This window comes from Coleofasciculus sp. H7-2 (assembly GCF_042747725.1).
Lineage (GTDB): Bacteria > Cyanobacteriota > Cyanobacteriia > Cyanobacteriales > FACHB-T130 > FACHB-T130.
The window spans coordinates 1-11,946 of sequence record NZ_JBHZGO010000061.1 but is presented as its reverse complement, the minus strand read 5'-3'; the positions used below and the strand labels follow the sequence as shown (position 1 = coordinate 11,946).

Here is an 11,946-nt window from a genome sequence, read left to right as displayed (position 1 = left end):
ATAATTCACATTTATTGCTGGGATTCAATCATTTAATTGCAGCAATGAATCAATTTAAACCTGGTTATGCTTCTGGATAATTTAGCTTATTTACTACTTGCTTATCCCGGAAAGTGACAGAAGAGGGTTATAGCTTGTCAGATGGCAAAAAGAGCTGAACCCCTTTACTGGTAAGGAGCCGAAAGCCTATGCTGAGGTAACTTTCTGAAATCTATATTCAGCCAATTTTTTGACTACGCCTTGTATTAGCTATAAGCGATATATAAATTTTTTATATATTTGTCAAGATTTATAACAAATTTGCGACAAAGTGTATTTTTGTTTACAAAAAATAGAGACGGCTATACTTACTCAGAGTAGCTAGTTTTTTCAAAGGATAAGGGATAGGTTACTTCTCGACAAATCTACCCGTAGCGTCCTTGGCGTATCGCTTACCTCCGCACCACAAGCAAGGAGAAATACCCGGTGAAGGCAAGCAGTGCCAATCTAAGCGCTCTGGTGCGTTCTGATGCGTGAAAGTATAATGCAGAGGGCGCAGTCGGAGAGCCAGACTTCTTTAGCAGCTTTAGCAGCTTTAGCAGCGCGAATCGCGTCTCCTAGAAAAGAAAGAGAGTTAAGCAAACTGTATTGGATCGAGTCCGAGAAAATGCTTAAGAGTTCTTGTCAGCTTGTTCGGTTTCAGTGTTGATGGCACGCTGAGACAGAAGCTTTCCTTCAGTAATTCTCCGGACTCAAAATGGCGCAGCGTTGGAGTTGGATCGCAGGCTTAGATTGATGGCTCAGACTGATGACTGATATTGATTGTGTGTGGCTTCCTCCACCAACCGACTTAGTGCTATCGAGCAATGATGTCCATATCTGGCGTGCTTCCCTCGACCAATCGGCATTTCACGTTCAGCATCTGCAACAAATACTTTCTGAAGATGAGCAAGTAAGAGCCGAGCGTTTCTACTTTGAGCGGGATCGGAAGCGTTTCATCGTCGGGCGGAGTCTGCTCAGGACAATTCTGGGTTACTACTTAGAAATCAATCCAGTCGAGGTGCAATTTTGCTATGGCTCCCGTGGCAAGCCAGCGCTGGCGGCAACACACGGAGAAAGTAGCCTTCGTTTTAATTTATCTCACTCTCAGGATATCTGCCTGTATGCAATAACACGCGATCGCCAGATCGGTGTCGATGTTGAATATATTCGTTCTGTTGCCGAAGTTGAAGCGATCGCTAAACGATTCTTTTCGGCGCGAGAAAATGCCGTTTTGCGTGCCTTACCTGCTTCTCAGAAGCAGGAAGCATTTTTAAACGCTTGGACTCGCAAAGAAGCTTATCTAAAAGCAATTGGAGAAGGACTGGCTCGACCTCTGGATCAAATTGAGGTAACGCTGGCTCCAGGGGAACCAGCGATGCTGCTGAGCATTGAAGGCGATCGCATAGAAAGCGATCGCTGGTCACTCCAGGAACTGAAACCGGAACTCGACTACGTAGCCGCTCTTGCTGTGGAAGGAACTGGCACTTGCACCAGATGCTGGCAATGGTTAGATAAAAACTACTAAGTGCTGAGGGTAGGTAGTCGGTGAAAATTCTCACCGCCTCCCCTCTGCTGCCTTTCTAATCTGGTGAAAGTCCCTTCGATGCCAGCCATTCCCGATTAAACAGCCGCGACTGATAACGAGCGCCGCTATCGCAGAGGATGGTCACAATCGTATGACCTGGCCCCATCTGCTTAGCGAGTTCTACTGCTGCTCCCACATTAATTCCTGTGGAGCCACCCAGAAACAGTCCTTCCTCTCTCAGCAGTCTGTAGACAACCCGCACAGCTTCAGTGTCATCAATTTGGATAGCATCGTCTATGGGTACGCCTTCCATGTTGGCGGTGACGCGGCTATTGCCAATCCCTTCTGTAATTGAGCTGCCCTCACTCTTCGTTTCACCCGTCTTGATATAACTGTAGAGGGCGCTACCCATCGGGTCTGCTAAGACGGTTTTAACAGCAGGATTTTTTTCTTTCAGGTACATCGCTACACCAGCTAAGGTGCCGCCAGTCCCCGTGGCTGTAACCCAAGCATCAACTTTACCGTCCGTTTGTTCCCAGATTTCTTTAGCGGTAGTTTCATAATGCGCTTGTCGATTCGCTAAGTTATCAAATTGATTCGCCCAAATCGCGTTTTCCATCTCAGACGCAATTTTGCCGGAGAGCCTCACATAGTTGTTGGGGTTGCTGTAAGGTACGGCTGGAACGGGACGGACTTCTGCGCCAAGCGTCCTCAAAGCATCCATCTTTTCTTGGGACTGGGTATCTGGGATGATAATCAGGCATTTGTAGCCCTTGGCGTTGCAAATATGAGCTAAACCGATGCCGGTGTTCCCAGCGGTTCCCTCAACGACTGTACCGCCAGGTTTGAGCAAGCCTTTTTTTTCGGCATCTTCAATAATGTAAAGTGCAGCGCGGTCTTTCACAGAACCGCCTGGATTGAGAAATTCTGCTTTTCCCAGGATTTCACAACCTGTTTCATCGCTGAAGTTGTTTAAGCGGATTAGCGGCGTGTTGCCAACTGTTTCTACAAAACCCTTTTTGATATCCATACTGAAATTACCTAAGTTCTTCCTTATAAAAATTTTGGCTTATCGCGGTAGTAGGACTCGACTCTTACCAAACTTTACTCATATTGAGGACAAATCCAGGTAAAACGCGATCGCCACTTACAGTTGCGGGATTGTCTAGACATTCCACTTCTTGACCGGGACGATAAATATAGACTTGGAGGTTTTTCCGGTCAATTAGCCAACCTAGCTGAAATCCTGCCTCACTCGCGTATTCGAGCATTTTGTCCTTCAAAGGCTTTAAGTTGTCCGAAGCTGACCTAAGTTCAATCACAAAATCCGGGCAAATGGGGGCAAACTTTTGTTGTTGTTCTGGCGATAATGTATTCCAGCGTTCCAGTTTCATCCAAGAAGCATCAGGCGACCTTTCTGCACCCGTTGATAGAATAAACCCCGTGCTGGAACTAAAAGTTATACCTGTGCCATCTTGTTCTGACCATACCCATAGCTGCCCAAATAAATTACCTTCTCTGTTTCCTGTTTCTGAGCCTGTGGGGGGCATAATTGATATTTCTCCAAATTGATTACGCTCAATGCGTAAGTCGCGGTTAATCTGACAGAACTCAAAAAACTGCTCGTCTGTCATTTGAAATTCTGGTGGCATCCGCAAAACAATCGGAGATGACAGCATAATTTATTTCCTCAATTTTTTTACAAGCGATCGCCTGCATCGACTCTTACCAAACTTTACTCATATTGAGGACAAATCCAGGTAAAACGCGATCGCCACTTACAGTTGCGGGATTCTCTAAACATTCCACTTCTTGACCGGGACGATAAATATAGACTTGGCGGTTTTTTCGGTCAATCAGCCAGCCTAGTTGTACTCCATCTTCCTTCATGTATTCGAGCATTTTTTCCTTCAAAGGCTGAAGATTATCAGAAGGCGACCTAAGTTCCACTACAAAATCTGGACAGATGGGAGCAAATTTTTCCTGTTGTTCTGGAGACAGAGCATTCCATCTTTCAAGTTTCATCCACGAAGCATCCGGCGACCTTTCTGCACCTGTTGATAGCTTAAATCCCGTGCTGGAGTCAAAACAAATACCCGTTCCGTCTTGCTTTGCCCAAATATATAGCTCTCCGAATATACTACCGCTACGATTGCCTGTTGTTCCGCCTGTGGGGGGCATAATTGATATTTCTCCAAATTGATTACGCTCAATGCTTAAGTCACTGTTGATTTGACAGAACTCAAAAAACTGCTCCTCTGTCATTTGAAATTCTGATGGCATCCGCAAAACAATCGGAGATGACAGCATAATTTATTTCCTCACTTTTTTTACACGCGATCGCCTGCATCGACTCTTACCAAACTTTACTCATATTGAGGACAAATCCAGGTAAAACGCGATCGCCACTTACAGTTGCGGGATTGTCTAGACATTCCACTTCTTGACCGGGACGATAAATATAAACTTGGCGGTTTTTCCGGTCAATCAGCCAACCTAGCTGGAATCCTGCCTCGCTCCTGTATTCGAGCATTTTTTCTTGCAAAGGCTTTAAATTATCGCTAGGTGACATCAGTTCAATCACAAAATCTGGGCAAATGGGGGCAAATTTTTGTTGTTGTTCTGGCGATAATGTATTCCAGCGTTCCAGTTTCATCCACGCAGCATCAGGCGACCTTTCTGCACCTGTTGATAGCTTAAATCCGGCGCTGGAATCAAAACAGATACCCGTTTTATCTTGCTCTGCCCAAATTCCTAGCTGCAAAGCTATATTAAAGTTGCGGTTTCCAGTTTCTGAGCCTGTGGGGGGCATAATTGATATTTCTCCAAATTGATTACGCTCAATGCGTAAGTCGCGGTTAATCTGACAGAACTCAAAAAACTGCTCCTCTGTCATTTGAAATTCTGATGGCATCCGCAAAACAATCGGAGATGACAGCATAATTTATTTCCTCACTTTTTTTACACCCAGCGATCGCCTGCATCGACTCTTACCAAACTTTACTCATATTGAGGACAAATCCAGGTAAAACGCGATCGCCACTTACAGTTGCGGGATTGTCTAGACATTCCACTTCTTGACCGGGACGATAAATATAAACTTGGCGGTTTTTCCGGTCAATCAGCCAACCTAGCTGGAATCCTGCCTCGCTCCTGTATTCGAGCATTTTTTCTTGCAAAGGCTTTAAATTATCGCTAGGTGACATCAGTTCAATCACAAAATCTGGGCAAATGGGGGCAAATTTTTGTTGTTGTTCTGGCGATAATGTATTCCATCTTTCTAGTTTCATCCACGAAGCATCCGGCGACCTTTCTGCACCCGTTGATAGAATAAATCCCGTGCTTGAAGAAAAGGCAATGCCAGTTCCGTCTTCATCTGCCCAATTCATCAACTGCTGGATGATTCTGGCATCTCGGTTTCCTGTTTCTGAACCAGTAGGGGGCATAATTGATATTTCTCCAGTTTTATTACGTTCAATGTGTAAGTCACGATTAACTTGACACAACTCAAAAAACTGCTCGTCTGTCATTAGCATTGATGGCGGAATTCGCACAACTAGGGGAGAAGAAAGCATTCTGGATTTCCTCGATCGGTTAGAGTGGCAATACCTACCTACTACAAAATTTTACTGTTGGCTCACCCAAACTCATGAAAATAGCCTGACGGATGATTAGCGTTCAACCCATCAGGCTATGGTTAATTGTCTAGTGAGCGATCGCTCACTTACCCACTCAAAACTATTTGTCCGGTTGGGGAGTCATCCGCAGGTAAGGCTTGATTTCGGTGTACCCCTTAGGGAATTTCTCTTTTAACACTTCCGGATCTTTAAGTGAAGGAACGATTACACAATCGTCTCCCTCTTTCCAGTTAACTGGAGTGGCTACGCTGTAGTTATCCGTCAGTTGCAGCGAATCAATTACCCGCAGCAATTCATCGAAGTTACGTCCGGTGCTGGGGGGGTAGGTGAAGGTGAGACGCAGTTTCTTCTTGGGATCGATGACAAAGACCGATCTTACCGTGACGGTGTTGGCGGCGTTGGGGTGGATCATATCGTAAAGATCAGAAACCTTCTTATCCGGATCTGCCAGAATGGGGTAGTTAAGACCAACATTCTGAGTTTCTTCGATATCACCAACCCAGCCTTTGTGGGAATTAACATCATCGACGCTGAGGGCGATCGCCTTAACGTTGCGCTTGTCAAATTCTGGCTTGAGACGGGCGACTTCGCCAAGTTCTGTGGTGCAAACGGGCGTGAAGTCTGCGGGGTGAGAAAATAGCACTACCCAGCTATCGCCAGCCCACTCATAAAAGTTGATTTTGCCGTCTGTAGAATCCTGAGTGAAGTCGGGTACCTGGTCGCCTAATCTAAGAACCATATACGATTTCCTGTGAACTACCTTGAGGAACAATCTTCTATCTTGCCACAAAACCCCAGTTTCCCGGTCGGAGTTTAGCTCTTTATTAAGATTTGGGCAAAATAGCCAACTTCCAATTGTTCCATCGAGGTGGAGTGGGTACCTAGAGGTAATAAGATGAGAGGATAGAAAACAAAAATTAAACTAATAGTTGAGGACATGGTACCCTCAATCATGCTGTGTCAGGAGGATTTAAGTTTATGAAACCATTGGTTCGTCTGCTGACAGTGTTGGCTATGTTGGTGAGCTGCTTGGGATGGATGGGGCTGCCCAAAAGCGCTATTGCAGCCGATTTGACGGGTGTGGCACTGCACTCTTCATCAGTGTTGGCAGCAGTCGAGGCACCCCTGCGGAATCGGGCGGACGATAAGCTAGCCACCGAGTTTGGGAAAAAGATTGACTTGAACAATACCAACGTGCGAGCGTTTCGGCAATATCCAGGGCTATACCCCACTCTGGCTAGCAAAGTTGTCGATAATGCACCTTACAAGAAGGTAGAAGATGTCCTGGAAATTCCAGGGCTGAGTGACAGCCAAAAAGAACGGCTCCAAGCTAACCTGGATAAATTCACGGTGACGGAAATAGAATCAAGCTTCGTGGAAGGTGGCGATCGCTATAACAACGGCTACTACTAAAGTGCTGATTGCTATAGCCCTTTGAGCATAAACTTAGCGATTGGCTAATCGTGCTGAGTCGTGACTATCAAGGAAAAGATTCCGCAAGTCGGGTGAGCTAAACTCACCGTACACTCAGAATCTAGACCATAAAAATAACATTCGCCCCTAACGACTCGTTTTCATCACCCACTCCTCAATGGAGTGGGTTATTTATTATGAGTGGAAGTATTAAGGAACTTATCGTTGAACCCTATAAGCTTAGAATCTTTACCCCAGCAGGAAATACCCATCCAGTTTGATGTCTTGGTAGTAGGCGCTGGTGCAGCAGGACTTTATGCAGCGCTTTGTTTGCCAGACTCGTATCAAGTTGGTTTGATTACAAAAGATACTCTGCCCCTTTCTGCCAGCGACTGGGCACAAGGCGGCATCGCGGCAGCAATCGACCCGGCAGACTCGCCTTCGCTGCACGTTGAGGATACAATGCGGGCAGGCGCGGGTTTGTGTAACCAAGAAGCCGTACAGTTTCTTGTAGAGGAAGCACCCCGCTGCATTGATTCGCTAGTGGATATGGGCGTCGCCTTTGACCGCAAAGGAACCCATCTAGCTTTGACCTTAGAGGCGGCTCATTCTCGTCCCCGCGTGCTTCATGCTGCCGATACAACTGGTCGAGCAATGGTTAGTACCTTAACCGAACAAGTGCTGCGCCGCCAGAATATCCAGGTTATCTCCAAAGCATTTGCGCTGAGTCTGTGGCTCAATTCTGAAACTGGCGAGTGCCAGGGAATTTGCCTGGTTTACCAAAATCAGATTAGCTGGGTAAGGGCGGGTGCGGTGGTGCTGGCGACAGGTGGCGGCGGTCAAGTATTTGCTCAAACGACAAATCCATCGGTAAGTACGGGAGATGGGGTAGCGATCGCGTGGCGTGCCGGGGCTATCCTGCGAGACTTAGAATTTGTCCAATTTCACCCTACAGCCCTCACCAAGCCGGGTGCGCCTCGTTTTTTGATTAGCGAAGCAGTCCGGGGGGAAGGCGCTCATCTGGTCGATTCCCAAGGACGACGATTTGCCTTTGATTACCATCCAGCCGGTGAACTTGCACCTAGAGATGTGGTCAGTCGGGCGATTTTCAGTCACTTACAGCAAATCGCTGCCGACGAAATAGCTACAGGTCACGTTTTCTTGGATTTGCGCCCAATTCCAGAAGAACAGATTCGCCACCGTTTCCCTAACATTATCCAGGTGTGTCAGCGGTGGGGAATTGATGTCTTTCACGAACCCGTTCCGGTTGCGCCAGCTGCCCATTACTGGATGGGAGGCATCGCCAGCGATCTGATGAATCGCACCTCGATTCCCGGTTTATATGCGATTGGGGAAACAGCCAGTACTGGCGTTCACGGTGCCAATCGTCTCGCCAGTAATTCGCTGCTGGAATGTTTGGTGTTTGGTGCCCAACTGGCTTATTTAGAAAGCAGCCAGAAGGAAGAAGGAAAGACTCGAAAGGATGAAGCAGGAAAGCTGAAGGATGAAAAAACCAAGGAAAAAGGGGAGAGTGGGAGAATGGGAGAAATTTCCCCTTTGACTCCCTCTCATCCCTCATCCTTCATCTGTCATCCTATAGAGCGAGACAAAATTGAAGCTTTACGGCAAGAGTTACCGCGCTTAGTGTGGCAAAGTGCTGGAATTTGTCGATCGCAAGTGGTTTTAGAGAATGCGATCGCTCAAATCGAAGTTTGGCAACAAGAATTTGCTGCCCTGTCTCTGAGTCAGTACCTGATGAATTTAATCCCCGGTCAGAGTGCTAGTTTCGACTTAACCGATGCCGACCAGCAACTGCGAACTTGGGGAGAAACTCACAACTTACTAGATGTAGCGTATCTGATTCTCAAAAGTGCTGCTTTTCGCACAGAAAGTCGAGGCGGACACTACCGAACTGACTTCCCTCAAACCTCGCCAAGCTGGCAAGTCCACACCTTAGTTCAACAAAACCATTGGTGGAAATCTCCACCACTGCAAAACTAAACAGCTCATTTAACCTTTTTACCTTTACCTGGTTCAGCGCGTTCCCGCACCCGTTCCATCACCACCGGGGGGACCGTTATCTTTCGGTTGAAATGCTTTCGCTTCCCCACCAGACTTTAGTAAATTATGGGTCTTAGTAGCGCTCCAGAAGCTGTTAGACAGGCTGTTGTTGGCAAGATTGGGGGCGATTCTGGCAGACACCATCTGGGGGCTGAACAGTTGCAATCCAATCAGTAAAGTTGCTGTTCCTGTGAGTCGAAAGTAATTACTCATAACACCCGTTACAGTTCCTAGACTTTTGGGAATGCCACTTTTGGGAGTGCCAGTATTATCAGTATATCCACTGAAAACCTCAGTAACCACTACCTTTATCAAATCTTTTTCTTTACATTCTCTTCATAAAAACTTGAGCTTATACAAAGATTATGTAAAGTTATAATTTGCAAAAGTACGCATAACAAGGGTTATTGAAGTTGTTCCAGCGATTTTCCGGGAATATCAGGCGCTTCTGGGTAGTGGTCAACTAAACGTTTATTTTCAAGTTTAGTGTTCCGTATTTTCAACGATACACCTGGCAATCAATCCAGAAATTTCTAACAAACTTAATATTTTCTACGTTGGTAGTTTCGATAAGAGCATTATCAAATCAAAAATAATTAAGCCTCTGTCTTGGGGATTAATTATCAAATTTTAAGCAAAGCTTTCAAGACAGAATGGTGTTATACCATTTCACTTTTGTCAGGTTACATATCAGATCCCCCCAGCCTCCCTTTTTAAGAGGGGCAATAGATGTATCCGTTGCAGGCATAAAGTGAAATGGTATTATAAAAGCTGCAAAACCCGATCTTGCTTCTATAAATGCCTGCTATATATCTTCGGGAAGCAAGAATAGAGAACTGTCAATCCTTAGTTCTTACTTATTCATTATTAGTTAGTAGCAACAGGCTAAAAACTGATGAGTAATTCCAATTTTATTGATTAATAGCGATCAAATAGCTCATCAAAAGAAAAATAGTATCAGAAGAACTCAAATCGATTCCGACCTTGTTCTTTAGCACGGTACATAGCAGAGTCGGCATTTTTAATTAAGGTATCCACGGTATTGCCATTAAAAGGGTAGGTGCTAATACCAATACTGACAGTTACAACGACAGTATGTCCGTTGAGGACGAAAGCCTGAGATAGGGTTGACAAAATCTTTTCTGCTACTCTGGCAGCATCTTGCACTCTAGTAATTGCGGGTAAAATTACTGTAAATTCGTCACCACCCAAACGCGAGACGGTATCGCTGCCGCGCAAGCAACCCGTGAGTCGTTGAGCAACCATCCGCAACAGCAAGTCGCCCATGTCATGTCCGAGTGTGTCATTAACCTGCTTAAAGCCATCCAGATCAAGAAACAAAAGAGCAAACAACTGATTATTACTACTACCCCATTCTAGAGATTGAATCATGCGTTCATAGAATTGTTTGCGGTTAGGTAGACCAGTCAGCGGATCGTGATAAGCCAGATGACGCATTTGGTCTTCTGAAAGCTTTAATTCGGCGTTAGAACGGATTAACTCTGCCGCCGTTTGCTTCAGCTCTTCTTCTATCCGCTTGCGTTCAGTGATGTCTCGGATGACCCCAACTAAAAAGATATTACCGGCAGCATCTTTGTGGAGCGATCGCTTGGTGGCGATTAGGTGAGTTGTGCCAAAGATATCCGTAAATTCTTCTTCATTTTCTTGCTCTTCACCACCTTGGAACACTTGCTCATTGTGCTGCCAAAAAACCTCAGCCTCATGTTTAGGAAAAAAATCATAAGCAGACTTTTCCAGTAAAGTTTCTAAAGGATAGCCAATAAATTTACAATATGCCTGATTTAAAATAATCCAACGATGTTCTTTGTCTTTGACAAAAATTGGATCGGGGATGGTATTAATCACCTTCTGCAAAAACTCTTTAGAGCGGTTTAACTCCTCCTCCAAATAAGCCAGATGACTCACGATCGCGATCGCAGATCCTACAAGCCCCAGGAGTGGAGGAATCAGTGGTATCCACCAACCGACGAGAAGGGCGAGGTAGGAAATACCGAACAACCCAGCCCCAGCCAATAGAATACTTAGACCAGACTTTCTAGGGAGACGCAATCGCCAACTGATATAGGCACCTATCCACGACCAAACCAAAATCCACAAGGATTCCACTAAATCGGGCCAGATGTTGATTAAGGGGCGTCCGTCTAGGGCGGCGCTCAGGATTGCACTGGTAAAATTGGCTTGGAGTTCGACACCTGAAATCCTTTGTGCGCCTTGCTTGAGACGGCTGCTGTAAGGGGTGTAGAAAAAATCCTGAAGGCTGGGTGCGGTTGAACCAATCAAAACAATGCGATCGCGCAGAAGGCTGGGTTGTACGCGATTTGCCAGAACATCTATCATTGAAACCATCTGAAAGCTATTGGGTTGCTTAAAGTTGGCTAATATTTGATAACCCTTGGCATCAGCCGCCACATAAGCGCCATCATTTGACCTGAAGGTTGGAAAGATGCCCTTCCCTAGCTGTAGATAATCGGGGTTCACCCGCGACGGAGTCGGAGTAATTCCTTTTTCCTTCAAATAAATCAACGCCAACTGGAGCGCAAAACTTGTATGTAGTTTATTATCTACGTGTGCATATAAAAAGCTCCGGCGCACCTTACCATCAGCATCAACGACCACATTATTAAAACCAACTTGCTTGAGACGGTTTAATACTGAGGATGGTGGGACGCTCAAGCTTTTCTCCGGTTTCAGTAGTTCAATCCCGATCAAGTTAGGGATAGTTTGACCAGCTTTGATGAATTCTGCATGACCGGGTGGTACGGGTAGATCGCGATAAATATCCAAACCAATCACCCGTGGCTCGAAGGCATTTAATTTTTGGACTAGAGTTGCCATGACCCCATCAGGAATGGGCCATTGTCCCACCTGCTGTAAGTCTTTTTCATTAATCTCGACAATTACCACGCGCTCGTCTATTGGTTCTGGAGGACGCAAACGAAACAACTGGTCTAAGGCTACCAACTCCCAAGACTGAAACAGCCCAGCCATCCGCAGGATAATGATGCAGCTTGCAACAGCTGACGAAGCGATCGGGACTCTGCGCTCTTGTTGAAGCCATTGCTTCAATCTTGCCCATAGACTTTTTTTCAGCATCGACCTGGTTGCAGGATTATGCAAACAATTTTGTTGTATACACCATCGCAGGGCTATTTCATTCTAAAGATTGACTTCAAGTGGTTCAAGCTGAACCCACAACGACGCTGAGCTTGAGCCATGTTGTCAAAGCCTAAATCACGATACAGGTTGAGAGCTAGATTGCGGGCGACT

General features: G+C 45.8%; 11 protein-coding genes. 3 read left to right on the top strand and 8 right to left on the bottom strand.

The window, feature by feature from the left end; genetic code table 11:
- Window positions 1-787: 787 nt before the first annotated feature.
- On the top strand, window positions 788-1,546 hold the full coding sequence (locus tag ACFW2W_RS13005) for a 4'-phosphopantetheinyl transferase family protein (protein ID WP_378178402.1): 759 nt from the start codon (window positions 788-790) through the stop codon (window positions 1,544-1,546).
- 55 nt (window positions 1,547-1,601) lie between these two features.
- On the opposite strand, the gene ACFW2W_RS13000 is transcribed toward ACFW2W_RS13005, so the two are convergent.
- The 6 genes from ACFW2W_RS13000 to ACFW2W_RS12975 all read right to left on the bottom strand — a co-directional run bounded on the left by ACFW2W_RS13000 (window position 1,602) and on the right by ACFW2W_RS12975 (window position 5,923).
- Window positions 1,602-2,576 carry a cysteine synthase A gene (locus ACFW2W_RS13000; RefSeq protein ID WP_378178399.1) on the bottom strand — a complete coding sequence of 325 codons (975 nt, stop codon included), beginning with the start codon at window positions 2,574-2,576 and terminating at the stop codon, window positions 1,602-1,604.
- Between the two features lie 64 nt (window positions 2,577-2,640).
- Window positions 2,641-3,225 (bottom strand): Uma2 family endonuclease, encoded by a 585-nt coding sequence (locus tag ACFW2W_RS12995; RefSeq protein WP_378178396.1) that lies wholly within the window; start codon window positions 3,223-3,225, stop codon window positions 2,641-2,643.
- 46 nt (window positions 3,226-3,271) lie between these two features.
- Window positions 3,272-3,856 carry a Uma2 family endonuclease gene (locus ACFW2W_RS12990; RefSeq protein WP_378178393.1) on the bottom strand — a complete coding sequence of 195 codons (585 nt, stop codon included), beginning with the start codon at window positions 3,854-3,856 and terminating at the stop codon, window positions 3,272-3,274.
- A 46-nt stretch (window positions 3,857-3,902) separates the two neighbouring features.
- On the bottom strand, window positions 3,903-4,487 hold the full coding sequence (locus tag ACFW2W_RS12985; protein WP_378178390.1) for a Uma2 family endonuclease: 585 nt from the start codon (window positions 4,485-4,487) through the stop codon (window positions 3,903-3,905).
- Window positions 4,488-4,536: 49 nt separating this feature from the next.
- On the bottom strand, window positions 4,537-5,121 hold the full coding sequence (locus ACFW2W_RS12980) for a Uma2 family endonuclease (protein ID WP_378178387.1): 585 nt from the start codon (window positions 5,119-5,121) through the stop codon (window positions 4,537-4,539).
- Between the two features lie 163 nt (window positions 5,122-5,284).
- Entirely contained in the window at window positions 5,285-5,923 is a 639-nt protein-coding gene (locus tag ACFW2W_RS12975; RefSeq protein ID WP_378178384.1) for a peroxiredoxin, read from the bottom strand.
- 239 nt (window positions 5,924-6,162) lie between these two features.
- Here ACFW2W_RS12975 and psbU point away from each other — a divergent pair, with 239 nt between their 5' ends.
- Window positions 6,163-6,597 carry a photosystem II complex extrinsic protein PsbU gene (gene psbU, locus ACFW2W_RS12970; RefSeq protein ID WP_378178381.1) on the top strand — a complete coding sequence of 145 codons (435 nt, stop codon included), beginning with the start codon at window positions 6,163-6,165 and terminating at the stop codon, window positions 6,595-6,597.
- A 225-nt stretch (window positions 6,598-6,822) separates the two neighbouring features.
- Window positions 6,823-8,598, top strand: coding sequence for an L-aspartate oxidase (nadB, locus tag ACFW2W_RS12965; protein WP_378178378.1), 1,776 nt, complete (start codon window positions 6,823-6,825; stop codon window positions 8,596-8,598).
- A 33-nt stretch (window positions 8,599-8,631) separates the two neighbouring features.
- Here the strand turns inward: nadB and ACFW2W_RS12960 are convergent, their stop codons facing one another.
- Together ACFW2W_RS12960 and ACFW2W_RS12955 are read right to left on the bottom strand one after the other, a co-directional pair.
- Window positions 8,632-8,961: a hypothetical protein gene (locus ACFW2W_RS12960; RefSeq protein WP_378178375.1), complete on the bottom strand. Its 330-nt coding sequence runs from the start codon at window positions 8,959-8,961 to the stop codon at window positions 8,632-8,634.
- A gap of 654 nt (window positions 8,962-9,615) precedes the next feature.
- A complete protein-coding gene (locus ACFW2W_RS12955; RefSeq protein WP_378178372.1) occupies window positions 9,616-11,772 on the bottom strand; it encodes a CHASE2 domain-containing protein in 2,157 nt (718 codons plus the stop codon).
- Window positions 11,773-11,946 lie beyond the last annotated feature (174 nt).